This window comes from uncultured Nostoc sp., from assembly GCF_964245445.1.
Classification (GTDB): Bacteria; Cyanobacteriota; Cyanobacteriia; order Cyanobacteriales; family Nostocaceae; genus Nostoc.
The window spans coordinates 1-25549 of sequence record NZ_CAXTNE010000094.1; the positions used below are offsets into that span (position 1 = coordinate 1).

Annotated in this window: 19 protein-coding genes and 1 pseudogene; 3 read left to right on the forward strand and 17 right to left on the reverse strand. The window is 43.6% G+C overall.

The features are described from left to right. Positions 1 to 66 precede the first annotated feature (66 nt). Positions 67 to 303, reverse strand: a pseudogene (locus ACFE90_RS16985) (tyrosine-type recombinase/integrase); the annotation flags it as partial. Positions 304 to 738: 435 nt separating this feature from the next. On the opposite strand from ACFE90_RS16985, the gene ACFE90_RS16990 reads away from it, so the two are divergent. Beyond that, on the forward strand, positions 739 to 1068 hold the full coding sequence (locus ACFE90_RS16990) for an HNH endonuclease (RefSeq protein ID WP_375502487.1): 330 nt from the start codon (positions 739 to 741) through the stop codon (positions 1066 to 1068). Between the two features lie 194 nt (positions 1069 to 1262). On the opposite strand, the gene ACFE90_RS16995 is transcribed toward ACFE90_RS16990, so the two are convergent. The 14 genes from ACFE90_RS16995 to ACFE90_RS17060 form a co-directional block, all read right to left on the reverse strand. Beyond that, positions 1263 to 2975, reverse strand: coding sequence for a tetratricopeptide repeat protein (locus ACFE90_RS16995; protein ID WP_375502489.1), 1713 nt, complete (start codon positions 2973 to 2975; stop codon positions 1263 to 1265). A 47-nt stretch (positions 2976 to 3022) separates the two neighbouring features. Beyond that, positions 3023 to 5830 carry a hypothetical protein gene (locus tag ACFE90_RS17000; RefSeq protein ID WP_375502491.1) on the reverse strand — a complete coding sequence of 936 codons (2808 nt, stop codon included), beginning with the start codon at positions 5828 to 5830 and terminating at the stop codon, positions 3023 to 3025. Between the two features lie 33 nt (positions 5831 to 5863). Continuing rightward, complete coding sequence (locus ACFE90_RS17005; RefSeq protein WP_375502493.1) at positions 5864 to 8014, reverse strand: hypothetical protein; 2151 nt, start codon at positions 8012 to 8014, stop codon at positions 5864 to 5866. A gap of 258 nt (positions 8015 to 8272) precedes the next feature. Continuing rightward, entirely contained in the window at positions 8273 to 9523 is a 1251-nt protein-coding gene (locus ACFE90_RS17010) for a DUF4159 domain-containing protein (RefSeq protein WP_375502495.1), read from the reverse strand. Positions 9524 to 9708: 185 nt separating this feature from the next. Further along, a complete protein-coding gene (locus ACFE90_RS17015; RefSeq protein WP_375502497.1) occupies positions 9709 to 10800 on the reverse strand; it encodes a phage tail protein in 1092 nt (363 codons plus the stop codon). 35 nt (positions 10801 to 10835) lie between these two features. Beyond that, positions 10836 to 13043 carry a putative baseplate assembly protein gene (locus tag ACFE90_RS17020; protein WP_375502499.1) on the reverse strand — a complete coding sequence of 736 codons (2208 nt, stop codon included), beginning with the start codon at positions 13041 to 13043 and terminating at the stop codon, positions 10836 to 10838. A gap of 2 nt (positions 13044 to 13045) precedes the next feature. Continuing rightward, positions 13046 to 13459, reverse strand: a complete 414-nt coding sequence (locus tag ACFE90_RS17025; RefSeq protein WP_375502501.1) for a GPW/gp25 family protein — start codon at positions 13457 to 13459, stop codon at positions 13046 to 13048. Between the two features lie 192 nt (positions 13460 to 13651). Continuing rightward, positions 13652 to 13948, reverse strand: a complete 297-nt coding sequence (locus tag ACFE90_RS17030; protein WP_375502503.1) for a PAAR domain-containing protein — start codon at positions 13946 to 13948, stop codon at positions 13652 to 13654. A 134-nt stretch (positions 13949 to 14082) separates the two neighbouring features. Continuing rightward, complete coding sequence (locus ACFE90_RS17035) at positions 14083 to 16230, reverse strand: VgrG-related protein (RefSeq protein ID WP_375502505.1); 2148 nt, start codon at positions 16228 to 16230, stop codon at positions 14083 to 14085. Between the two features lie 57 nt (positions 16231 to 16287). Further along, positions 16288 to 16800, reverse strand: a complete 513-nt coding sequence (locus ACFE90_RS17040; RefSeq protein ID WP_375502507.1) for a hypothetical protein — start codon at positions 16798 to 16800, stop codon at positions 16288 to 16290. A gap of 45 nt (positions 16801 to 16845) precedes the next feature. Next, positions 16846 to 17661, reverse strand: coding sequence for a hypothetical protein (locus ACFE90_RS17045; protein WP_375502509.1), 816 nt, complete (start codon positions 17659 to 17661; stop codon positions 16846 to 16848). Positions 17662 to 17664: 3 nt separating this feature from the next. Then, complete coding sequence (locus ACFE90_RS17050; protein ID WP_375502511.1) at positions 17665 to 18258, reverse strand: phage tail protein; 594 nt, start codon at positions 18256 to 18258, stop codon at positions 17665 to 17667. 24 nt (positions 18259 to 18282) lie between these two features. Continuing rightward, positions 18283 to 18468 (reverse strand): hypothetical protein, encoded by a 186-nt coding sequence (locus ACFE90_RS17055; protein WP_375502513.1) that lies wholly within the window; start codon positions 18466 to 18468, stop codon positions 18283 to 18285. Positions 18469 to 18630: 162 nt separating this feature from the next. Then, the gene (locus ACFE90_RS17060) at positions 18631 to 20970 is read right to left on the reverse strand and encodes a substrate-binding domain-containing protein (RefSeq protein WP_375502515.1); all 2340 of its coding nucleotides are present in this window, start codon (positions 20968 to 20970) and stop codon (positions 18631 to 18633) included. Between the two features lie 637 nt (positions 20971 to 21607). On the opposite strand from ACFE90_RS17060, the gene ACFE90_RS17065 reads away from it, so the two are divergent. Next, complete coding sequence (locus ACFE90_RS17065; RefSeq protein WP_375502517.1) at positions 21608 to 21817, forward strand: Nif11-like leader peptide family natural product precursor; 210 nt, start codon at positions 21608 to 21610, stop codon at positions 21815 to 21817. A gap of 216 nt (positions 21818 to 22033) precedes the next feature. Here ACFE90_RS17065 and ACFE90_RS17070 read toward each other — a convergent pair whose 3' ends face one another. Together ACFE90_RS17070 and ACFE90_RS17075 are read right to left on the reverse strand one after the other, a co-directional pair. Then, positions 22034 to 22438: a transposase gene (locus ACFE90_RS17070; RefSeq protein ID WP_375502519.1), complete on the reverse strand. Its 405-nt coding sequence runs from the start codon at positions 22436 to 22438 to the stop codon at positions 22034 to 22036. Between the two features lie 421 nt (positions 22439 to 22859). After that, positions 22860 to 24968, reverse strand: coding sequence for an ATP-binding protein (locus tag ACFE90_RS17075; RefSeq protein ID WP_375502521.1), 2109 nt, complete (start codon positions 24966 to 24968; stop codon positions 22860 to 22862). 216 nt (positions 24969 to 25184) lie between these two features. Here ACFE90_RS17075 and ACFE90_RS17080 point away from each other — a divergent pair, with 216 nt between their 5' ends. After that, positions 25185 to 25361 carry a hypothetical protein gene (locus ACFE90_RS17080; protein ID WP_375502523.1) on the forward strand — a complete coding sequence of 59 codons (177 nt, stop codon included), beginning with the start codon at positions 25185 to 25187 and terminating at the stop codon, positions 25359 to 25361. Positions 25362 to 25549 lie beyond the last annotated feature (188 nt).

Sequence of the window (25549 nt, forward strand, 5' to 3'; positions counted from 1 at the left end):
AACGCTGCAACGTCCACAGGTCGCTGTGGCCAGAGATTTCTTGAATAGTTCTCAAATAGCTCTTGTTTAAAAATCCAAGGCAGAGATAGCGTTCTGCTTCTGCTTCTCAGTTACCCCCAGATAACGCTCCAAAGCGGCCAAAGTCCGATGCTCCGATATCTCCTGAATGTGGCGCAACGGTATCCCGGCATCGCTCATCCGGGTTAACGCAGTTCTCCGAAAGCTGTGGGTACTAACGCCCTCAATGCCCAGCCGCACACAGGTATCTCTGAGAATTTTATCGGCGCTGACGGCATCACCGTGCCAGAAAAGGTTTTTTGTACGCTAAGAAAAATTATGAGCTACGACCGCGCAACGACTCTGCTCGGTCGGGGCTTTTTCTGCTTTGTATGGCTCGCGCGTCAAAGACATGAATGAAGCCAGAAGAGTTTGAGAGTCTGATTACACGTAATGGCTCATAAGTGTAATCAGGCTATTAGGCGTAGATCGAAGGTTCGTGCGACCAAGTGCAGCCTATGGCTATAAACCCTATACAGCAAAAGTCACAGAGATTGATACAAGATTTAAGCGCGATCGCCTGAAGTTTGTTCAACGGCTTTGACAAACTGTTCTAGTGCTTGGGTTAAGTTTGGCGATGGCTCAGGCGATCGCACTCTCGCTTCTTGTAAATTATACTGACGGTCTTGTTCAATTTGCCAGACCGTTCTTTTTTACCATCAAACTGTACCTTCTAGATAGGTGCTTAATAACTGCACAGTTTTGATCAATAAGTTTCATTTTTTTGAGAGGGTCTTTTACTTCAAATCCTTTACCTGTGGTACTTTAACGAGTCTTGTCGCCCCCTCAAGCTATTGGGAGAAAAACTCTCACAATTATAAAATCGCTCAAACCCAAAATTGGAAATGTCCTATCTGTGGTGAACCTTTATTCAATGGAGAGGAATTAAACACCCATCACATAGTTCCCGTTGCTCAAGGTGGACGAGACGACATTGAAAACCTACAGCACTTGCACCATGCGTGTCACAAGCAGGAACATTCTAAAACCAAGTCAACTCGCTTGAAGTAAGGCTTGAGCCGTGTAAGTGCGAAAGTCTTATGCACGGTTCTTAGGGGAGGGGAAAGTGGTGACACTCAAATCTTACCCGACTATCCCCCATCGACTCAACCCTTACCTGTCCTTAGGTAACACTAGGTTCAACCCCACAATCCCCGCTAAAAAATGTTGGGTTCCGTTTTGCCTCAATCCCTACTACGTCATCACTAAGGTTTTTTTATTTGGGTATTTGGCGATGTTGGTATCTTTTTTTGTTCTAACTTGTGTAGGACAAACTCTTTGTTTTGCTGCGCGACAACATTGTTACTGTCAATTTTTAAAGCAGCATCAAAACTAGTGATCGCATCAACGGCATTGTTTAATTTCATTAAGGCTATGCCTTTACCTACCAAGACACTAGGATCGTTTTCTTTGATAGCATTCGCTCGGTCATAAGCTGTCAGCGCTTCTTGATAGCGCTTCAACTCTGATAAAATTACACCTCGATTATACCATGCCTGAAATAGATCCGGACTGATACTAACAGCACGATCACTAGAAGCCAGGGCTTCAGGTTGTCGTCCTAAATACCAGAGTACGACGCTGCGGTTTGCCCAGATATCTGCTAGAGTAAGGTTATCGCCTGACTTCGCATCCCCTGCTAGCGCCCGATCGTAAGCTGCTAAGGCCAATGGATACTGTTTTAAAGTTCTGAGGATTCTGGCTCTATTGAACCAACCCTGAGAGTAGTTAGGATTTAATTTTATAGCGCGATCGCTAGAAGCCAGGGCATCTTGAAATCTACCCAAATACCAATGGGCGACGCTGCGATTGTTCCAAGCTTCGGCATAATCAGTTTTTAAGCCGATTGCTCGTTCAATCGCAGCTAGGGCTTCTTCATATTTGCCATTGCCAATTAGCGCATTCCCTCTCTGGTTCCAGGCAATAGCCGGGGTGAAATCCCCCCAGTTGCCATCGCCAAGCAGCGCTTTATCACAGGCAGCGAGGGCATCTTTATAATTGCCGACCCGATTTAAGGCTGTACACTGATTGGCTAAAGCGAGAGAGTAATCCGGTTTAATTTTTAATGCCCACTCATAAGATGAAAGTGCTTGTTCGTACTTTCCTAAAATCCCCAGCACATAACCATCTTCTGCCCAGGTAGGGGCATCGTCAATTTTAATGGCGATCGCTTGGTTGTATGAAGCGAGGGCGGCTTCATACTTACCTAACTTTCGTAGATTCAATCCTTTGTTGTACCAAGCCAATGCTGGTGTGGTTTTGCCCCAATTGTTGTCAATTTTTAGCGCCAATTCGCAAGCTGCGATCGCTAGTTTGTATTTACCTAATTTCGAGAAAGCTTGGCAACGGCTAGTCATGGCTAAAGAAAAATCGGGGTTAACAACCAGGGCGTGATCATAAGCCGCGATCGCATCTTCAAGTTTGCCCGATTTTTCTAAAGCTGCGCCCTTGAGATACCAACCTAATGCTGCTGTTTCTTTGCCCCAATTGCCATCTCCTTGCAGGGCGCGATCGCAAGCTGCGATCGCTTCTTCATATTTACCCAATCCAAAATAAGCTTGGCAACGGTAAACCCAAGCTAAGGAATAATCAGCTTTGAAATTAATCGCCGTATTGGCAGAAACAATTGCCTCTGGGTACTTGCCTAAATTCAGTAGTGGTTCAATCCGCGCCGTCCAAATTTTCGGATTTTTTGGATTCAATCCGAGAGCGTGATCGCAAGCTGCGATCGCATCGGTATATTTGTTTTCACTGCCAAGCAAATCGCACAAACTTGCCCAGTAACCAAAGTCTTTTAACTCCTCTTGAGCTAATACCGATTCATTGTGACAAAAATTAACAGCTAAAACAGACAAAAGCCAAAATAAAAAAGCCTTACCTTTGGTCTTTTCTTTAGTTATAGTAATAATCAATTTCAATATATTTTTCATTATCTAGCCAAAAGTTAGAATTTTTTATAATTTTATTAATCAAATTTAGGCGGTAATTCAGAGGGAGAAAGCAAATCTGGTTCCGAAGGTGTAGGCGAACCGATAGCAGGAGGCGATGCTGCGCCAGAATTAGGCGCTGGCTGCGAACTTGAGTTTGCATCTGATGCCCCGGCTTTTCCTCCTGGGGGTGTTGGCGGCACTGCACTTGCCGTGCTTGGTGGCGTGGAAATCGGCAAAGTTGGCTGTTTCAGCGATTGCGGCAAAGCAAAAGTTTTAATTGTTGGTGGCGCAAGAATCGGCAAAGCGAAAGTTTCGATTGTTACGGCTCTAGTAATTGGTTCGCCAGATGAACTTTTGACTTGCAGTGTCATCGTGAAACTACCCGCCTTGTCACCAAGGGGATAAGATGCGCTACCCGATAAAGGCACACTTCCAGGTGCAGGCAGTAGCTCTACTTTCACGTCTTTTCCACCTTCTACCTTCCAAGATATATTCATATTTTTCGCTACATTTACACCACCAATTGGGATTAAATATTTTGCTGGAGCATTTTTACCATTAACCTTAAATTCCACAATCTGAGGTGGTTGAGGTTTAATCTGAATATTATCTATTCTTTTCAAATTTAAAGGTTTTTCTTGCCCTTTTTGCGAGAAAACTATCAATTCAAATGTATAGTTTCCTCCTTGTTTAATTCCTGTAGGAACATTTTTACAGATTAACGTATCTCCTATTTGGCATAATTGCTTAAGGTTACGGTCAACTCCTTGGCTAAAGTCATATAATTTAACTGGAATCCTAGTCCCATCAGCTGCTTTAACAATAATATTTAGTTGGTTAACCTGTTCTGGATTACTAATTTTCCAATTCAATAAAATACTATTATTTATATTTATAAACGGATTTCGTTTGCTTTTCGCTGCTTTAACAATAGGTCTTGGATTTAATATCGCTTCTTCATATATCGGTTTATCAGAACTAAATTCAATAATTTTTGGTATGGGTAATGGGGCAATTTTTATGGGATTGGTCTTCAGTGAATCCGCTGCTGTTTCTTTGTTCTTTTTAGAAAAAACTTTGAGAGCAAAAATATATTCGCCTGCAAGACTTGCATCTGTACGCACATTCTGACAAATTAGCACCGAGCGAAAACTGCAAGATTCTTTGAGTTCATCAGGTAGACCTTGCTTAAAGTCGTAAACTATCGGCGCTACAGAAGCAGTACCGTCAGCTGACTGACCCGTTATAGTCAATAGATGAATTTGCTGCGGATTGCGGATTTGCCAATTTAGGCGAATGAAGTCATTATTAACTTCTTGATATAAATTGTTTGCAGAAGCAAATTCCACAATTTTGGGTTGAGCAGGCGGTTTAAAAAATGTCCACCAGATCAAGAAAGCGATCGCTACTAGAGTTCCGACTCCTGCTATAAATAAAGGCAGGAACTGCCACCAAGGGCGCGGCTCCCAAATTAAAGTTCCTTGAGGAATATAATTAGGCAGCGGCAACTGCTCGGTATCTTCAAGTTCAACTCGGAACTCGATTAGCTCCGGCGCTCCATAGACAGGTCTGCGCCACCATTTATTAGGTTTGACCCGTAAATCAATATTAGTTGAACTTTTTGGCAATAAGCGCACACAACTTGGCTCTACAGTGTAAATGCAAAGCTCCTTTTCATCAGCAGTTTGCGTGCGGATTAAAACTTCCCGCGTTGTGTTGCCAGCATTGGTCAACTTTAGCTGAAATATGCCTTCCTGATTTCTCACCCTGCTTCTTAAAATCAAGAATTCTGCATTTATCAGATAAACCGGAAGAACTTGCAAATACACAACATCCAGCAGCACCAAATTTGGATTGTTGGTAGAATACAACCGGACGGTCGGAAAATAAGTTCCAGCTACAGCATCAAATGGGGGAGTAAGCAGCAATAGGATATCGCCCCTAGCGCCTGGATTGAGGTCTAAGGCATCCGGGGCTATCATCATCCCGATTTGTTCCAATCCTTGGGGATATATGAGCTTATACCAACTTTCTGGTATGTCTGGACAAGTGATACGAAAACGGTCTACCCGGTCGGAGCGGTTATAAACGCTGACATTTACAGAAAATGATTCTCCCGATCGCAGAGCAGCAGGTGTCTGAGAAGTCGTGACTGGTTGCAGCGTAAAGGTGGGATCACTAACTAGAACGGCACTTTCAACTGGGGGCAAAACTTGCAGTCGCTGCGAGTGCGGTATAGGAGTATCTTCTGGGTAGTGCTGTGGCGCATCGACTACAAGAGTGTAATTGTATATACCTAATAACGTTTGCACAGGCACCTGAAACTCGAAGATTAGTTCGCTGCTACTGTTCGAGTCTAAAGCTACCCGCTTGTTAGGTTCAGCACACCATTGGCGCACGGTATGAGAGCTTTCATCGAGAAAGAGGTCAATTAAGGCGCTTTGATTACCTTTGTTGATAACAGTGACGCAGAGTTCAAACTTAGAGCCAGCGACAACTGTTTGAGCGCCAGAAGGATTGACTATCAGCGCTAAAGGCAAACCTGGAGATAGTTGAGCAGTAACGTCTTCGCTGGAAGTTTCGTGGTGAAAGTGAATTTTGTAGCTTGGCTCGCTTTCCCCTAACAACAACTGAAGAAAACTGCGCTGTACTAAATAGTCAAGCATGGTGAAGGTAACTTCCTGATCTTCACCGATATAAGCTGCCACTTCAGACAAGCTGACTGCTTCTGCTGTTTGCAGCATCCATAGCACAATCTGCCGCTCAGAATCAGGCAGCGCCAGAATATCAGCTATCTCTAGGCCGCTGACTTGTTGATTGTTTTGGCGCTCTGCCGTCGTCATTTTTACCTTCCTTTGACTGTGACGCTCATAATCTTACTTACAGCCCGTATCGCTTTGTGGAGTAGTATTAATCCTCACTCGTTTATCGTCACCACCACTGATTACAAAGACATCTTTGCCTTGTATCTTGAGATCGACGCTGTTGATTCGTTTCTCAGACCTGGCCAGTTGTTGACCGTTGGCAAATCGGGCATCGCGCTTGCCGTCAATACTCAAAGGCCAGAGCATTACCCGCCCGTCGTCTCCCCCACTAGCTAAGTAGCAACCATTTCTATTCAGAGCCACAGAACGGACTGGCTTGTTGCCATGACCGTTAGCCCAGCGATCAACAATGGTACATTTAACATGTTTGCTCAAGCATTTATCCAGATTCCACAGGGTAATATATCCCTGAGTATCGGCTGTTGCCATTAAATATGGCTTGTAAGCGGCAACTGTTAAACTTTGAATGTAGTCGTCTTTGCCGCCTTTTTGATATGGCAAGGAACGAACTTTATCATCTGCAAAATTCCACATCCACAATTGGTTGAAGCGACCGCCAATCATGAGATTTTTATTTGCTTTTCCGGCTAGAGCCAAAGCAGAGACCGCGAAATCGAATTTTTTTTGTTTAAAAGGCAAGTTATTAAAACTGACGTTGTTTTCTAGGTCGCTTTGGACATCCCACTGCAAAACTAAACCGCTGCCGTGACCACTAAACAAAAAGCGTGAGTCTTTAGTAAACTCTAGAGTAAATACGCGATCGTCTTTGCGAAACTTGAGCGAATCTAGGGCTTGCTTGCTATCTGCTGCTAGATTCCACAGTCGGATCTCGCCATTTTCTAAACCTGCTGCTACTAAATTATTGTCCACTGGTCGATAGCGAATGACGTGTACTGCTTTATCTAAGTTTGCTACGTCGCTTCCATAAGGTGATGTCATTAAATCTAGAAAACCGCTAACGTTCCACTTGAGAATATATTGGTCATTCGACGCGCTCAATGCTTTGTCCCCCAGTCCGTTGAATTGAACAGAATTTACGGCATCGTCATGTCCAAAAAGCGTGTTGTCAGGATTTAGTGGGGAATAAAACCAAGCTAGTGTGAGCAAGCCTGCACCTATCAATAATTGCATCCAAATCGGCAAAACAGGCAGGACATTCAATTTTAGGAATTGGGTATCGTTGCGGATATCTATGTCTGTTGCTGACTCACTTGCCTTGACCTCAAACTGCAATTTCTTGCTTCCCCCCCACCAGTGCCTGCGCTTGTTTATCACTAGCTGCAACTCGGTTGTTTCGCCAGGAGATATCTCGGCTTTCTCTGGGATAAGCTCCCAAGTGCTTTTGCTCTGTCCGGCTTCTGGTTGTACCTGCACCGTCATATCCGGTTTTAAATTGCTGGCATTGTCAAATTTGAGTATGTAGATGGCAGAGTGGCACTTCCACTTAAGTACCCACCACGCTGAGGCTGATGGCGGCATTTGCTGTTCTTCAGGTATGCAGCTAAACTGTACAAACCCTTTAGGCAGAACTCTGATGATTCCAGTTGCACTAGATAAAGGGCCGTCAATTAGGTTAGCTTCAATAGTGAAGGGATATGCCTGACTGGGAACTTGGCTAGGAATTGGCAGTTGGCATAAGAAAGTTGTCTCTGCTTTACCTCCGGGTGAAATTTGCAAGCGTCTTTCGCTACCGTCAACCAACCATTTCATATCTACACCCAAAAAACTGAGAACGACATTAACAGTTAGTTGACTTGGATTGTAGACACTGACAGGAATTTCTAGTAAATCGCTAGGATAAACCTGGAATTGTGTTACAGGCAGAGTCAATTTTACAGGTGTAAGTCCTTTGCTTTGTTCTACAACCAGACGCACTACTTCTCTTGTTTCTTCTCCCAGTTCCAATGAGAAAATCCGCACGGTTAGGTTCATGATGCCAGCAAACCCTGGAACTGGACTATGCGTGATCATAGTGGTAAATCGCGTGCTATCGCCTGGTGGTTTTTTGGCACTTACTTCTGGCGAAAGACTGTACCAACGAAAACCGGGAATTACCTCAGCACCAGCAGCAATAATCTCCAATTGAAATGCAGCGAAGCGATCGCTGTCATTTGTCACAGCTATGTTAAAAGAGGCAGGCGCTCCACCTGGCTTAAATTTAATAACCTGTTCTGAAATTGTTGTACTGATACTATTTGCCATTATCAAGATATCCAACGCGCCTGTAACTCAAGATAATTAACTTTCTTTCTTGGATAAATTTCTCATAAACTTCTTGCATAAATCGATAAAATCTTAATTTGTCTCTGCGTCATTTGCTCACATCGACGAACAAAAAGAAAGTTTTTTTTGGCAAAAATTCTAATATATACATATGTTTGGGATTAATTGTTGAATATTTAACTAATAGCTTGCTTTGGCAACATTGTAATATATTTTAAACTAGCCTTATTAAATATTCTATTTATCAAATACACTCTTATTTGTCCGAGGTTGCAAACTGGATACGGCAATTTTATTGCCAGCATTCAGTAACTGCATTATCTGTCGTCGTTTCCAACTGAAATGTAAAATATTGATTCCCATCTCTTGAGCAGTGCGGATAGTTTCTCGCGATAATAAAAACGCATCATTTAATCCCCATGCGGCTGAAAGGTTGCCTGCTACTAAAATGATGCCGCCACCGTATCCTAGATGAATCTGTTCTTGATTCACACTCGGTAAGGCAGCAAATAAAAAAGGTTCTGTCCGCAAAGGATGATTGAGTTTCATCTTTTTTATGTCTTGTAAAGGAGTTCCTAACTGTTCTGCCAAGCTTAAGATGCTGCCAATTGTGGAATCTGCATTGTTTGGAGTATCTATTAATAAAACGCCTCCTGAATCTAAATAATTTTTAAGGACTGCAAACTCTATCTGGTTTAAAGAAAATGCTTCGCCAGTTGCAAGAAATAGTAAATCGCAAGCTTGAATTTGAGAATTAATATCTTTAATTTTCAAGTTGATTGGCTCCATTTGTTGAGCATTCAACGCTGGATAAAGAGCAAAAACAGATTGGAGTAAATAAGAGAGATTATTAGCACTGCGCTCTGTTGCTGCACTATTGGCGATTTGGGCAACACGCACAGTTGCTTGGGGTCGCGATCGCACCTGGTGGCGATAGCGCAAGTCTAGCTGGTTAGGGCCAGGGAAAAACACATCTGCGGGATTTTCCAATTCTACTTTTCCGGGTGAGAGCAAAATCCGGCACAATTCTACTTCTGTTTCTCCTGGGGGGGTGAGTTTCTCGTCAATACGAAAAGTTTCTTGGAGAATGTCAGAGGTTGCTTTCCGGCGCAACCTTTCTGGGTCTACGTAACTGAGGACTAAATATACAGTCAGTGATTCTTCTTGCTGTGCTTGGGTGGCAATGCGATAAGTTTCTGGCTGCGGCACAATAATTGGGTTGCCAACTATATCAATAGCAATACCGGGTTGAATTTGTACCCAACGGCGATCGCGGTAATTTGCCGGAACTTCTGCAGGAGCAGATATCAATAGCACCCCCAACCCAGAAACAATTCCTGGTTGATTGAGAGATTGATAGTGAATATTTTGTCGCTGACGGTGGTATTCATGAGCTATTCGCCAGCGATCAGCGTTCATCAGCAGTCCGTCAGTAACCAGCAAGCGTTCGAGAATCTTAGTCGGCGGTAATGGAAATTGTTCGGTCATTTGATTTTGGATGTTGGATTTTGGATTTGAGATTTAAGAATTTATAGGACTTATGCAAAGGTCATTTAAGAACGAACCGCTCTAGGCGCAGAGAAACCAGTGCGTTGGGCGGGTTAAGAGACTTGAAGCAACTGGCGCGACAGAGAGAAAAGAGGGTTTGAGAGAGTTTTTCCGTAAGTCCTAATTTAGTCTGTACGCAACTGCTGATTGCTTTGTTCAATGAAGAGGTCGTATGTGCAAAAAGCTGGCTTTTCTCGTTCAATCACCTCTCGCACCAAATTCGGATCTACCTGCTTACCTGGATCGAGACGCAGGTGGACAATGAAGTGATAGGGACGCCCACCCCCCAGCAGCGAGTCTTCTCCAAGGCGCGTTCCTCCTAAAACAAAGCCTTCACTAAAGATTTCCTCAATACTGATATGCTTTTGGTCTTCAGGCAGATGCTCATCTAAGGGCAAGTCTGTATAGAGATGCAGGTATAACCGCAAACCGCGACGTGTACCCCGCCAACGGTAAAGCTCTAAAGCTTGACCAATCAGATAACGCTGGCGCATAACGCTCCAGCGAGAGTCTATCGGCCAACCTACCCAATAAGCCAGAAACGGTAGCAATGCAACTGGTGCAGTCAACGGATCTAGATAAGCCGATAAGCTATCTAGAATCTCCACTGTCGGTTCAAATGCCTGCTCAAAAATGTGCAGAAAGCGACCGATAAAATCTGCTTCGCGGTAGATGCTTGGTAAGAAATCGAGATATAAGCTGCGCGGTCGCACATGTAAGCTAAAGCTTGCAGTTTCTAACCCTTGCTGACCGCTATTTATCTCTGTATAGCTGACATCAATGCGGCTACGATAATCCAGAACTAAAGACTCGTCAGCAGCTAAAGACCGATCTGACTCAAAGAAATTTTCTGGCACCCGAAAGTATAGCAATGCATAAATCTCCTGACCGGGCGCAATTATCTGCCCTTCCATATGGGTGCGACACCAAAAAGCTGGAAAATTCCCCTGACTTTCTAGGTGCAATTCCAACAGCCGAGTTCCCAAATTTTTAATTTTTACTACCATTTCACTGGGTTCTCCAGGGTATAAAACCAAGGAGTTACTGGCAGGGGTATGCTCCGGAAGCAGAGACGCTTTGCGATTCTCCTGCAAAGAGGCTGCGCCAACGCGCCTCAGGAGCTCGGCTCCTCCTATCCCCGCTGATATAGCTGTTTCGGGGATCTGCATGGGAGTAAGTTGCAGATATAAGGAAGAACTAGAGCGGGCTTGGGACATTTTCAGGTGTTAGGCGTTAGGTGTTAGATTTCAGGTTAAATCAAGTTAATAATGTGACCGGAGCGGAGTTGGGCGTTCTGCCACGAGCAAACTAAACCCAATGGGCCAGGATCGATGACTGGATTTTGTGGCAGCGATCGCACCCAGTTTGTACCTTGTTTGCGTAACTCGAACAACTGCACTACGCCCAAGTAGCGAACCGCAGAAAATTGCTGGAACAAAGTCACAATATCTGAAGGATAAACGGGCCGACCGAATGGCCAGCCTTTGCCTTCTGGCCCCCCAGTCAGGGGATTGAGAAAGCGGTAAAGGGCAACTTGCAATTTTGAAAGGATTTCTTGTTGGGCGCGAGAATTACTATATTCTGGCTCTAGCGCTACTTCAGTTTGCACTGCTACTCCCACATACTCTGGTGCTTGCAAGCGTACCTGCACCCCCAATAGTCGCCGCTCATTGAGATAGGCAAAAATTTGCTCGGTCAGTTGGGGGCTGAGGACAAATTGTTCTGGCTCCATACCTTGAGTCCGAGCAATTCCATCTGTATTCGCTTGCGGTAATAGCAGCAGGCGCACTATACCAGCTTCGCTGCTAGTTTTGGCAGGCAAGCAGCGGGCACGGGCAATAGCGCCGCTAGATGCTTTGATGGCTAAAGCTTCAAAATCTTCAGGAGTAACAGCGCGATCGCGAGTGCGAAGCATTGCTGGCACTCGGATTGCTGCTTCTTCTAAAGATTCAGCATTCTTCCCGTTGCGTCCGGGTTTGTAGTTGACGACCCTGGCAACGTAAGGCACAGAATTTTTCAAAACTCTGATCGAGCCAATTTGGACATTTCCTTTCACACCGCCGCCAACACGATAGGCAACCATACTAATCGAGGAGCTTCTTGGCGGTACAGCCCCATATTGCCGCTCTAAAGAGTTAACTATTTCCTCTCCGATTCCTGAGTTGAACAGGCGTTCTCTTATAGCTGGTTCTGTCATTTGGAATCTGGCACGCAATAACGTCTGCTGCTGAATTTGACTCGGCTCACGAATCAATGGGCCAAACTGCACGATTCCGGTGCGCGAGTCAATGATGTAATGGTGATCTTGAGGGCCTGAATTAGCAAAATCCATTACCTCGTGCCATCTTTGGGGCAGTTCCCCAGGCGGAGTAACTAGGATATATTCTGTTTCTCGTCGCTCTAGAACCGGAAAACCCATTAACTGAAATGTTTGCCCAGGTTTGCCATTGCTTTCTCCCAGCGGCTCATTGGCAATTAATTCGCTTTGGCTGGCTACGATACTGCCGCCAATAGAGCGCACAGAAAGACCGACAATTCGGGGAGAGCTAATATAGCCTGGTTGATTGAATAATCGATCAGCATAAATGCAGCGCAGCCAGCGACCCTGATAAGTTAAAAACTGGGTCACCGGCCAAAACTGGGGCATATGTAGCACGATATCTGCACCTTGTAGCGGATTGCCACCAGCACGAGCTATTTCGCTGAAACTGAAACCTTTAGTGCGATCGTCTGTTTCTCGCAGTAAAACTGGTTCCCAAGAACTGCCATTCCAAGCTTCCCAGCGACGCGGCGGTGCTTCTGGATTGATGCCAGTAGATGTGGCGGCTTCTCCCTTAAAATTAACTGCGATTACATTGCCGTCAATAGGCTGTCCTGGATCGAACACTAGATAAAAGCAATTGCCAGTATGGGGTTGTTCGTTAAAGAATGCTAGCTCTCTGCCGCTCCACTGGCCATCAGAACTGAGCGTCCACAATCCAGTAAAGCGATCGCGCAATATTTGCGGAAAATCCTCTGCGATCTGTGCCGTGAGAAAATGACGAATGCTGGGATTGCCAATTTCTAACTGGCGATCAGTGCTAAAGACGATCGCTTCTTCGGTTTCTGTCCGCAGTGTTGCTATTTCTGTTCCCTCAGGAATCGTATAAGTCTCAGGCAGAGCCGCACTGAGATAAAAAGTAACATCAGTTCTTGCAGGCACAGGTGCTTGCAAGCGAATCCCTAGTAACTCCAGAAAAGCAACATAATTGCGTCTGGGAACTTGATTGAACCGCAGCATCATTTGGTCTGTTAACCAAGCAAACAGTTCAATCAAGGAAATTCCAGGGTCGCTGGGGTTGTAATTTGTCCATTCAGGACAGTAACGAGGAATGCGGAGAATGCACTCTTCTACTAAGTCCTTAAAAGTGCGATCGTCTAAATCCGACTTCGGTAACTTGGGTAGAAAATCAAATTCCACGATTATTCCCCTCGCGGCAACAAATAAAAGGGATAGACCAAACTACGAGCATCATGGCTTCCCTTAGGGTGATATTCCAAAATAATCTCTACTCGTTCCCGAACGGGATCGGGTTCAGTACGCACTGCATCGACAACAATACGCGGCTCCCAAATTTTCAAAGCCTCCTGCACATGGAGTCGCAGCAGCAGTAAAGTTTGAGTATTCATCGGTGCGAAAGTCAATTCTGAAAGACGCGACCCAAAGTTAGGCCGATAGACCCGTTCACCTAATTGCGTGCCCAGGATCAGCCAAATAGATTCCTCAATATTTCGCTCTGCTGAACTGAGTTGGATACTTCCCTGTACATTCACCCGTAGAGGGAATGACCATCCTGTACCCAGGTAGGATTGTTGATTATTAGTTGCATCTGGCATACAGGTTACTCTAGTGCCTAACTGTGCGTTACTATATTGGAGAGCAACTGCCAAGAGTATTAGCCAAAAGTCGAGTTATGGCAACGGAAAAAAATGTTAAGACAGATGTAGGTTGTAACCTTGCAGCAGAAAACCTATGCCATCTAAAGTTGTCCTAACCCACTTGGTTTTTAAAAGCTACTCTTTAGTGTATTAAGGTGCAACTAACACCGTCACTCCGGTTGCAATCACAGGCAAGGATATTGGTACTGGCACTGGTATTGGCGGAGTCACTCCTACGGCCATAGTCCCCATGTGCGCTACGGGACGTCCGCAAGCAAGAACAGTTACAGAAGAAGGCATAGTTAATACACCAGTGGCAATTGTTGGCCCTGCTACAGCATCTCCCATACAAGCTATAGGTCTTCCCATAACTAGGACATTTGGTGCTCCAGGCCCAATTATCGGACTGCCACTAGCCAGATCCCCTAATAGTGCGACTGGTAACATTAAAATCTTCCTTTTGCTAATTATAAATTGATAGTTTTAAACGTTCATTATGTATTGCATTTTGTTACTCAGCTATTAGCCATTAGTAGGTATATGCCCTATATTGCTAGCTCATAATAAAAGTAAAAAGTCTTTTAACAATTAAGTCGAATCAAAGGTGCTGTAACGCTAGCAGTAATAGCTGCCATCAGAGCAGCAGTAGCCCCAGCTTGTAAATTTAGTGCTGCGCCAGATTGCACACTACAAGAAGCACCAGCCTGTATTGATAGAGTAGCTCCAGACTGAAGTGACATCGCGCCTCCAGCTTTCATATTTGCAGTACCCGCAGCCTTAAAATCTAACATTCCTCCTGCCTCAGCACTGATTTTGGCTGGAGTTTGCATCTCAATACCACCGGGGGCAATTTTTATAATGCTAAGGCCTGATTGTAAATTAATTTCCATAGGCGCTTTTATACTAATTGTTTGAAGTGCCTCTATGCTAATACTATTGCTTGTATCACTCATAGTTATTTTTTGACCGTTAGTGGTTTTAATTTCAATTTTTTTACTAATATCCTCCATCGTTATTTGATGACCGCCATTCGTTTGAATTTTTATCTTTTTACCTTGGTCATCCATAAGCACTTGATGACTACCATTTGTTTTAATTTCAATATTCTTGTTTTTATCGTCTAAACGCACATAATGACCGTCTGTGGTTTTAGTTTCCACAAACTTATCACTATCATTCATGTGAAATTTATGAGCTTTTGTCGTCTCCATGTAACAGCCAGATTTACTGTTATCTTTATCCTCTTCCACAAATTGCAGTTTATGGCCTAAGCGAGTTTTAAATGTTCTGAGGCGTACTTTGCCATCAGCAACTGATTTTTCCACAGTTTCTGGTGGCGCATCCTTACCGTTCCAAACTCCCCCAATTACGTAAGGGCGATGAATGTCGCCATGCTCAAAAGCTAGCAGTACTTCGTCATTCACCTCTGGCAGACAGTCAAAGCCGCGATCGCTTGCTGCTCCTGTTCCCACGACTCTCGCCCAATTGCTTTCATGTTCTTCAGTCAGAGTCGGAAACTTTACCTTTACTCTGCCCCATTTTTGGGGATCGTTATTGTTAGTAACAATGCCCACTAAAGGAGTTTGACCTGGTTGCAAATTACTTTGGGTAACACGAGGTAACCAATTATTTCCTCGCAAACCTCGGACGGTAAATTCTGTTGTGTAACTACCTTCTTGATATAAGTGACGGGTCTGGGTAACGTAATAGCTTCCGCTGTATTTGCCCATTCCATCTAGTTTTACAACTTTTCCTGTCCGCAATAAAGGATTGCCTTCGCCTTTAGCATCGGCATGGACGAATTCTCCAGCAATCTCGTTACATACACCTTGGGCGATCGCATCTGCTTCATCAACAGTTGAAACCGGGCGATCGACGATGATCATTGTCGGCAAACTCGGCTTACCGCTAAAGCTGTTACTAGTGCTACTGCCTTTGCCAAAATCTATTTCTGTAACTACTTGAGGCGCATTTTTATTAGAGACAATTACTTGCTTTTGGCTGTAGTCCCAAGCTCGGACTTGGACGGAATTTATTTGTTCGGCACTCGTGACACGCACTGCCAAACTATGAATATTTTTTAACCACTTGAGGTTTAAAGTATCCCCTGCCGTAGGTTTGCGAAAGTGCAGTTTGTTATCTTGTACGAAAAGCTCAAAGCCAATTCTGGCTGCCCTCTCGTGTAAAAATTCCATATTAGTCTGATTTTTCTGAAAAATATATCCGGGAGGATCGTCAAAACCGTGAGGGCCGCTACTATCATCAACAGTGCCGATAGATATTCCCACTTCACCAGCAATTTTTTTGGCAATATCGCTGTCTTTAGCATTCTGAAAAGAGCGATTGAAGCGCCCCCGATGTAAGCGGTGAGATGTATCATAACCGCGAATAATTAGGGGTGCTTGGGATTCACTATTGAACTGAGTTTCTATAGCTGTGATTTCCCCTTCGAGAATGTAACTTTGCTCCTGCTCAGAAAATTCTTGTGCTTGTGTAATGCTAGATTTAAAACCAATTTTTACTGATTTACCAATTGCAAATAAGTCTTGGTAACGCCAAGCTGAATCCTCTTCTCGGCCAGGAAAGTAATCGTTGCGAATGACTAAAGTAAACATTCCAGGTTGATGCAAGCTTTCTTCGACAGATATTTGGAGAATATCTTCAAGTAGTTCCAATGAAGCATCGCTGCCATCAATCTGCAACATTGGTTCTGCAATATAATTTCCCATTACAATTTCTTTCTCTTAGACTAGTTTTTATTTAGTATTAATTTTTAACAGCTGCCCCTATCTTCGGCTATCTCCACGATTCACATTTGCCGGAGTACCCATACCAGGTTGAGAAATTGATTCATCTACTTCTTCTAAAGTCAAATCTAGCTTGGCTCGTACTGGTGTACCGTCAGGCAGAAACATCATTAAGCTGTAGCTAATGTTGGTGACAAAGCAACGTATGTACTTTTGATCTCCCCAAGTAAATATATATATAGGTGGGCGTTTCTCCTTGCCGTCTCCAGCTTGAGCAAAGTCAACGGCTTTTTGAAATTTGCTGATGTACGTTAATACGCTGGTGCCATCTTCATATGTATCGAAAAATATATCTCTGATGTTGAGTGTACAAGGCTCTGGATAGGCAAAAGTCACTTTTGGCAATCCTCTACCAGTTCTTGCTCCAGGATTTTTGTTTAAACTAATCGTCTGCCCAAAATCTAGCTGGATGGGGTTGAACATAAATTCGATATCTTCGATCCCTTGATCGCAGGCGATCAGTTTGGCTTTAACCAGACTAGAAGGTGACATACAATTTTCCTCAAGGAAACTTTTGCAGCATTTGTAAGAAAGTCTTTACCAAGGCAGTCGGCCTGAAGAGGATTGACTGTGAAACTCTGGCTCTATTAATAATTGCTGTTGAATAAAAGCATAAACTTCTTTAGCTAAAAGTTCTAAATTACGTCGGTCTGGTTTTTGTGAAGAGCGACGTAAAGAAGTAATTTGCTCAGTAAAAGTTTCCGTTTGCTGTTGAGGAGTTATTATAGTTTTAGTTGGTGGCTGACTTAACAAATAAGAATTTGCTGGCATGACATGATCTTCATTTGCGATATCTGCGCTATCAACGTTAACTAATAAGTCAGTAATGCTTGACCAAGCTTCTGGTGCCGTGATAGAAGTGGATGATTTTAAGTTGGGCTTGGTTTCCTGCCAACTGTTAGGAACAGGTATGGGAGAATAAGGTAAGCGATCGCTCGGTGCAATCTTAACCGTCTTTTGGCCAGTCTGCGCTAAATTTTTTTTAGTAGCAGGTTGCATCTGGATAAAGTCAGATTCCATAACCAAAGGACTGAGGAGGGCTAAATTTTGCAAAACTTGAGGTAATTGCGGCGGTTCTAACTCTAGTTTGACTTCAATTGCTCTTTCTTGAGATTGTGCAACTGCCGGGATCATCCTCTCTGAGGATTGGGATTTCAATGTGGATGCGGCGATCGTGATATTTCCCAGCATTTCAGCACAAACCAATTCTATAGTCACGATTTGTGTTTGCAGCCAATTTTGGCCTAGTATGCTAGCTGGCACTAAGGGAGCTTTAATACCAAGAGGTTCTAAGAGTTTCGTTTCTCCTTCAGGCTTACCATTTGTGGGGTTATAATTGAGTGCTTCTCTCATATTTTAGTAACTAGTGAAATATCCCTTATCGTCGCGTCCGTCCTTAAGAATAGAAGCACCACTGCCGCTAGAATTTGATTGCTGATTACTCACCTTTAATCCTTCATAGATTAAAGTTAATTCTTCAATTGCTGCTGTGCTGCTATCTACATTTAAGGACGGGGCTTTCCACCCAACAGGAACTGCACCAATAAGTGTCCAACGCTGCATAGTTTCCCCCGCTTGATTGAAGAGCAAAATATTGACATTGCGGCGGTTTTTAGTGCTGTTAGCATAGTTGCGACTGGGATCTTTTTGGGTTAATATCTGCTCTAGCCAATACCAAAAAACCAGATCGTTAGTGATGCCCCGTTTGAGTGTGACGGGCGAAAATTTGGCTTGCCCTAAAAAAACTCTTTGCTGATCGTTAACACCACCTTCATATTGAGTTTTGTACTCCAAGTCCACACCCAAACCCGAACACTCAGTAAAACAGGCAGTAATAGTACTCTCTATTTCTACATAAAAGCGATTGGCTGTAACGTAGCTAAGTTCGCGGGTGTTATTGCCATTTTTTTCTGATTTGCTGTTGGGTGTGTTGGGTGTGTTGGCTAGCATTGTTAGCTGAAGATGATGCAAATATTAAAACAATCTTGTGTAGTTTTTGACCGTTTCTCTTTGGTTACGCATATCTGACTGCATCAGTTGATAAACCCGTTGGCTGAACTGCCGCAGTAACTGTGGATCGCGCAGTATTTGACTTGCTAACTCAGATATAATAGTTAGGTCATCTTGGCGATCGCTACCTTGGGAAGAATACTTGACCATAAAGAAACACCCATACTCATTGTTAGTATAGAAAGATAGGTTTGTCTTTGATATTAGACAAAGGTCGAAGTTATTACAAAGGGAACAGGGAACAGCTACTACAATCTTCCTTAACTCAAGCGTATTGAGTTATAGATAACACACATTTCATTTCTGGAGAAATCAATTTTTAGCTAAAGGTTGCAACGGTATCAGCCCCGTTTTGCTAAGAAGTTCCTGGCTTTCTCTAGTCTTAAGGATATTAGCAAACTTGGCACCAACGGCAGAACGTCTATTATCTCGTGCATAGACTACAGTAATTGGATATGCCAAGGGATATTTTCCTGTATTAAAAAGCTGTAAATTAGGATAATAGCTGCCTTTATTATTGCACAAGTCTGTAGTTGGATCTATTGGTAAACCGTTATTTTGGACAATAGATTGGACAGGCTCTCCTTGGTCTACTATAGCTAGAGGATAAGCAGAACATTGACCAAAAACTTTGCTGAGTGTCCCAAATGCAATTCCACCAACTCCATCATCCTCAAAATCTTTAATCACCCTTGTCAAAGTAGCAAAAGTAGACAATTGAGTAATTGATAAAACTGGTGTATTTTTAGATGAATTAGTTTCTTTATTGCTGTTTTGCCACAAACTTCTAAAAGTCTCAATAGATGCTTGGTCTTTAAGTACGCGCTGCTCAAATATTTGCAATACTTCAGTTTCAGTTGGGATATATAGTTTAACTGGTAAATCCGGGCCTCCAAGTTCTCGCCAATTTACGATTTGTCCTGTATATAGTTTACGCAATTGCTCAAATGTAATTTTTCCCTTCAGCGCGTTAGGAAGACTTTCTTGCCTTTTGGAATAGCTGAAGTTAACGAACACTACTAAGCCATCATAAGCAAATTCTTTATAAGTTAAGTCATCGCTTTGCTTATCGATTAAGGTAGTGATGGCAAAGTCAGTTTTTCCTGCACGGACTTGTTTAATAACTGCATCCTTAGCAGCAGATAGATTGGCTGTATGATCAATAGGTTCATAGAGCAGTTGCGATTTTTGTAGACGTTTTTGCAGTTCTGTTTCTAAAGTTTCGCCCTTGGCAATTAGATTTGGATTTTGCAGTACATAAGTCCACGTTCCGTCTGCTTCACCAGTATAAGTAAATTTGCCATTAGGCAACGGCGGCGCGTCCTTAATACAGCAAACAAGAAAGTCGTTTTCAGTTGTCTCCTTAGCGTATAATTTCGAGGCTAAAAACCAAATTAGTCCTCCGAACAAGAGCAAGCTAAGAGTAGTACCAAAAATAATTAAGGGAGTACGAGAAAATCTAACTGGTTCTGGTTTTTCTTCTTCTACTATCAAATAATTAATTGCAATTTGCTTTTCTAGTGACAGTTTCAATAAGGCTTGGCGGGCAGCGCTGGCACTTTCAAAAGGAATACCCATGCCAACCAAGCGCAGGATAAATTCTTTGAGTTGAGGGTTGATTGGCAACCACTGGGGGTAATCTTTGGGGTTAAGAGGTTCGCCAGAAACAGGATCTACTAGTTTGCCTATAAGTAAATTGAAAGCGACGTGCCCCAATGCTGACAAGTCATCTGCTGGTATTGGTTTGGTTACTGGAGTATTTGGTGAATTAAATAGATTTTCCCAGAGAGCAAGGTCGCAAAGATAGATAAAAAATGATTCTTCATCTATGAGTAAGCTGTGGAGATTGAGATTGCCGTGGGCTAATCTTTGTTGAATTTGGCCTGAAGGCAGAGAAAATTTCTGTTCGTGAAGAAATTCCAGTGTTTGTAAAACTTGGTTGAGGACATGCTGCACTTGGGCAGGAGTCATGGCACCCTTATAAGCAAGGTAATTGCTAAGAGTTGGATAGGTATCTAATTTGGTTTTGGTTATCAGGTAGCAGCGTTCTTCAACTAGATTGGTAGGATCGGCGATCGCTTCCCAAGGGAAGATCAAGCGAAAGTCTTGTATTCTGCCGTCAGCTAAATTCAATCCGGCCAAGCTGATAAAAGCGGCTTTGCGCTGAATTAATTCCTCGTTGTTAAAAACTTTTTGCGGCAGTAGATATTCTTTAATTGTCACTAGCTGGTTGTCATCGAGTTGAGTGCCTCGGTACAAACGCCCCATTCCCCGCCTGCCTAGTAAATTTTCAACTGTGTAAGTTCCCCGATTGCCTTTGAGCTTAGTTTTTTCTGCTAAGATGGCTGGGAAACTGCATTTTAGGCAATACGTAGCTCTTGCATCTTCCTGCACTGCTTGTTGAGGGAAAGAGCAATTTAATGGGTTGCGAGTTGGGCAGTCATACTGGATGTAAAGCGGTTCGTATGGTTTGACTGCTTCTGTTATTGCAGTTTCTTCAACATCTGGGGGAAATAGTTCTGGTTTGATTTCTTCCAGAATCGGCTTAATCCATAAAAATCGCCCTAGCAAGTTATAGCGATTCTGCCTTACAGGCGGATTCTGCCTCAGCAAGTAGGCTTTAAGTAAATTTTGGGGAATTTTTGTCAGCACAGAGGATAAATTAGGTGCTAAAGATTAGAGATCATAGGGGAAATTTAACAATTCAAAATTCAAAATTCAAACATTTTAGACATTTTCAGACGGGGATTTAAACCCTGACTGAAACTGATGCTACGTACATAGTTGGGGTCTTAAACCCTTTAATTTACGATAAAAATCCGATTTGATTTATGAAAAAATTTAGGTATGTGTAGGGAAGCCAGCTGTGTGGGCGGGTTTCCCGACTTGAGCGGACTGGCGTTGTGTTATCGCCGAGAGTACGGCACCGAAGCCTTTGGATGGTGCGTTATGCCGAGGGCTAACCCGCCCTACGTATATTTCAAAAATCAAATATGAGTCCTATATCTTCTTTAGTAACAATGTAAAGCTATGTATATTTAATTTTTTTATTTTCGCATCTACTGTTTATCTCAGCGACTAGACTATAGTCGAATTTATTTGATAAATTATTTTTAATTTACGCAGCTAAAGAGCGATCGCCTTAGCCTTTAGGATAGTATATGCTAGATTCAATGAAAATTACAATATTTTAAATTGCTAATAATTTCACCTACATATATCATCAAAATAGTTGCAAAATATTGTGCATTTGTAACGGCTGAATAACTAGACATTTAAATTAGGAATTATGGCTAAAGAAGAAGTAACCAGACTATTTAGATCCGTTCAAGCTAATGTATCTTTACGGGAAAAGCTCAACTCAGCGCCTAATATAGAAACATTAGTTCAGCTAGCTCAAGACCTTGGCTATAACTTCACAGTTGAAGAATGGAAAGAAGTTACTAGCTTCAATGTTGAAGAGTTGAAGTGTAAAGTATCTGAAATTCCGGGAATTTAATTTTGATTGTTTAAGAGGTTGTTTGAAAAGTGGTTGGCTATAAGTGATGAATCAGCATTTCAGCCGATACCATAAGTTAAGAGCAAAGCGATCACCCTGAAACGAAGACTGCTTCCCCAAAATTTACTATGGCTAAGGGACTTCCAGTTAAAAAAACATCCTATCGTAGGGGCGCATTGGACTGTAGGGGCGCAAGGCCTTGCGCCCCTACTGACGTTACCATTTTGAAGGATTATAGGGATGTAATTGATCTGTATTCCAAGATATTGGATTTGTCTGCACATATTCACGAATTTTGTATAATGCTGCCTCATTGCGAATGATATGTTCGTAGTAATTGCGTTGCCAGATCGGGACTCTTGGTGTCCCTCGCAATAAATTAATTCGCTTTGTCACGGCCATTTTAAACCCAGCAATGAAAGAGCCAAGCGATCGCGGTTTTCGGTTCGGCATATTGGTTGATGCATCGGATTGTGGCAACCCATTGGATTGTAGGGGCGCAAGGCCTTGCGCCCTTACTTGCGCCCCTACCGCGTGGTCATTGATCCCAACGTCATGATTGTTTGCCCCAAGGTATGCGACAGGTTCAATAAAAACAATCCCATGAAAATGGTTGGGCATGACAATCCAGGCATCCAATTTAATCTCTTGACGCAGATTAGGCGATCACTCCCATTCTTCTGCGATAATTTGCCCGAAATCATTTAATTGCATTGTCCCATCAACTATCTCACCAAACAAACATTCTCGTTGGTGGCTGCAAATGGTGATAAAATAGCCACCAGCAGACGCATAATCGTATTCTTTTAGACGGATCGATTGACGATGATGTTTATTGCGATCATATTTCACGGGTTATGAAAATCAATATCGATATTTTTGTATTGTTCCCCGATAACCCCAATTAATTTCTACTACCTTTAATCTCGTACAGGTGTTCGTAGGGGCGTAAGGCCTTGCGCCCCTACCGCGTGGTCTATTTACCTGAAAATAGCTGTAATTAGGTAACAAATTTAGCTGGAAGTGAAGTCTATAGTGAAACTTATACCCAGCCTTTGACTTCTTCTTTTGTCAGAAGTCTTTGCAACTTCAGATAATCTCGTTGCGTTGCTGTGAGAATATGTTTCATCATTACTGGTTCATCGGCATCAGCAGCGATAAAAGCGGCATTCATGGCAATGTTGCGGATATTGCCTCCAGCGACTTGTAACTGTCCGAGTTTTTGATAGTCTAGTCCTTTGATTGGTGTCTGCGGTGGGAAAATGCGCTGCCAAATTTGCGATCGATATTGTGCGGCTGGGAAGGGAAAATCTACCATAAAGCGGATGCGGCGCAAAAAAGCGGTATCAAGAGCGTTTTTTAAGTTAGTGGTCAAGATTGCTAAACCGCCGTAGGCTTCCATGCGCTGAAGCAAGTAACTTACTTCTACATTAGCGTGCCGATCGCGACTATCTTTAACTTCCGAACGCTTGCCAAACAAGGCATCGGCTTCATCGAAAAGTAAGATAACTCCTCCGGCTTCGGCGGCATCGAAAATTCGCGCTAAATTCTTTTCGGTTTCGCCTATATATTTGCTGACAACGGCGCTGAGGTCGATGCGGTAGAGGTCGAGGCGAAATTGCTGTGCTAATACATCGGCTGCCATTGTTTTACCTGTACCGCTTTCGCCGTGAAACAAAGAGGTAATCCCAAAACCGCGATTGCTTTTGCCAGCAAAGCCCCAGTCTTGGTAAACTTTAGACCGTTGTTGCAGATGAGTGGCGATATCGGAAAGTACCTGACGTTGGGGTTCTGGTAGCACTAAATCTTCCCAAGTAGATGTGGCGTTGATGCGTTGGGCTAAGTCATCGAGGCGAGGGCGGGCTTGAGTGCGGCAAAAATCCCAAAGTTGGGAGGAGATCCCCCCTAGCCCTTCATCAATTGGGGGGGAAATATCTGAAGAACTGGTGACTTGAAGGCAGGCGGCTTTAATGGTGGCTGGGCTGAGGTTAAATTGGGATACCAGCTTGTTCAGTTGTCCGTTGAGTTGGTTTGCTGCTGTACCAAGATGAATTTCCCAGAGGGTTTTTTGTTCGTGGAAGCTGAGGGGAGGAACATCAAAGCTGACGAAAGTTTGTTGTCGAGTCGGCAGACGTTCTATAGTGCTGATAATTGCCGGCGTCTGGAGATTTTCAATAAATAGAGAAATCGCAGTTGTTTTAACAGGATCGGCAGTGGAGATGGAGTCACAGTCGAGTAATAATACCCGATTTCCTAATATCGCTTCTCTTTCCCACTTTTGCTTGAGTAGATGCAGTTCCTGGGGGAGACTGGGAAGGACGGCGGCGGAAATTATGCCGAGGTTAAAGCCGAGTGTGTCGCAAATATTGCTGACGATTTGATATTTGGTGGTAGATTCGGAACCGCATAATTGCAGAAGAGGATAATAGTGCGGGGCTTGCGACCAAGTGGCGATCGCGCGATCGCAAATTCCGGCATGGGAAGGAGGCAAAGGTAGGGTTTGGGGAACTGGATCGGGGAAAGTGACAATTCCTAACAGTTGTTCGTCAACGGCGGCTTCCCCTAACAGATAACAGAGAATGCGTTTGTCGATTCTAATCGCCGTTTGGGTGAGGGAAAAGCCAGGGGCGAATTCAATTAATTGCCATCGTTGCAAGGGATTTTGGGGAGAGAGGACAGAGAAACTGGCAGAGGGAAAAACAGTAAGGGCTAAACTGAGGGTGGGATAATTGCGATCGCTGTTGCCATTGGCTTCGGCGCAAAGGTTGGCAAATGTGGAATCGGTTTCCATAGCCACGCACAGCAAGAGGATATCCCGTGCAAAGGCAGAGAGATTAAATTTTGAGCAGATTTGAGCTAAGGCACTGGTTGGGTAGATTGTATCGGATATTACGTCCTGGGGTTTGTTTTCTATATATGTTTGTAACCACTGACGAATGCGTTTGATTTCTTGCTGAATGATTTGCCAGTTGGTTTGATACCAGTTTGGTAGTCCGGTATTTATCATAGCTTGGTATAAATGATGCGGTTGGTAAATGTGGGCGCAGATTGTTTGAAATTCTGTAGAGGAGAAGCGTTTTCGCGGCAACCCAATACTAACCCCGCCTGCGGCGATCGCCTTAAAAGGGGGTAAAAGAGAATTGAGAGCCACCCATTTTAAGCCAATACGGTTCGGTTAGCTTGTTTTTCGAGCGAAGATCCCCCAACCCCCCGATAAATTGGTGGGCTATTTTCTTGCTTTACTCCCTTTTTAAGGGGGTCGCCGCAGGCGGGGGGATCTTAACCGAACCGTATTGCATTTTACAGCTATTTTCAGGTAAATAGACCACGCGGTAGGGGCGCAAGGCCTTGCGCCCCTACAACAGATGTGGAACAAACACGAGAAAACTGCTGTAAGCGATGGTGGTTACACAAGTCAGAAAAACTCCATCCAGCAAAGATTTGCGGTGAAGCAGCGCTGCGGGAGGGTTTCCCTCCGCAGGCGACTGCTGAACCCGTTCGCGTAGCGTCTCCGATAGGAGAAGGGTGCGTGACGCTGGCGTGACAAAGCTAAATTGTTGCAATCATGACGATGCCTGCGACGGGCTAGGCCAAGGCAAAAGTTATTTCGACGAACCCATTTGTTATTTCGGCGAACCCATTTGTTATTTCGACGAACCCATTTGTTATTTCGGCGAACTCATTTGTTATTTCGGCGTACGCATTTGTTATTTCGGCGTACGCATTTGTTAT

Bases quoted from the DNA above. Each gene is read 5' to 3' on its own strand.
- ACFE90_RS17000 (WP_375502491.1), bottom strand. From the start codon at position 5,830: ATGACGACGGCAGAGCGCCAAAACAATCAACAAGTCAGCGGCCTAGAG.
- ACFE90_RS17005 (WP_375502493.1), bottom strand. From the start codon at position 8,014: ATGGCAAATAGTATCAGTACAACAATTTCAGAACAGGTTATTAAATTT.
- ACFE90_RS17010 (WP_375502495.1), bottom strand. From the start codon at position 9,523: ATGACCGAACAATTTCCATTACCGCCGACTAAGATTCTCGAACGCTTG.
- ACFE90_RS17015 (WP_375502497.1), bottom strand. From the start codon at position 10,800: ATGTCCCAAGCCCGCTCTAGTTCTTCCTTATATCTGCAACTTACTCCC.
- ACFE90_RS17025 (WP_375502501.1), bottom strand. From the start codon at position 13,459: ATGCCAGATGCAACTAATAATCAACAATCCTACCTGGGTACAGGATGG.
- ACFE90_RS17030 (WP_375502503.1), bottom strand. From the start codon at position 13,948: ATGTTACCAGTCGCACTATTAGGGGATCTGGCTAGTGGCAGTCCGATA.
- ACFE90_RS17035 (WP_375502505.1), bottom strand. From the start codon at position 16,230: ATGGGAAATTATATTGCAGAACCAATGTTGCAGATTGATGGCAGCGAT.
- ACFE90_RS17040 (WP_375502507.1), bottom strand. From the start codon at position 16,800: ATGTCACCTTCTAGTCTGGTTAAAGCCAAACTGATCGCCTGCGATCAA.
- ACFE90_RS17045 (WP_375502509.1), bottom strand. From the start codon at position 17,661: ATGAGAGAAGCACTCAATTATAACCCCACAAATGGTAAGCCTGAAGGA.
- ACFE90_RS17050 (WP_375502511.1), bottom strand. From the start codon at position 18,258: ATGCTAGCCAACACACCCAACACACCCAACAGCAAATCAGAAAAAAAT.
- ACFE90_RS17055 (WP_375502513.1), bottom strand. From the start codon at position 18,468: ATGGTCAAGTATTCTTCCCAAGGTAGCGATCGCCAAGATGACCTAACT.
- ACFE90_RS17065 (WP_375502517.1), top strand. From the start codon at position 21,608: ATGGCTAAAGAAGAAGTAACCAGACTATTTAGATCCGTTCAAGCTAAT.
- ACFE90_RS17070 (WP_375502519.1), bottom strand. From the start codon at position 22,438: ATGCCCAACCATTTTCATGGGATTGTTTTTATTGAACCTGTCGCATAC.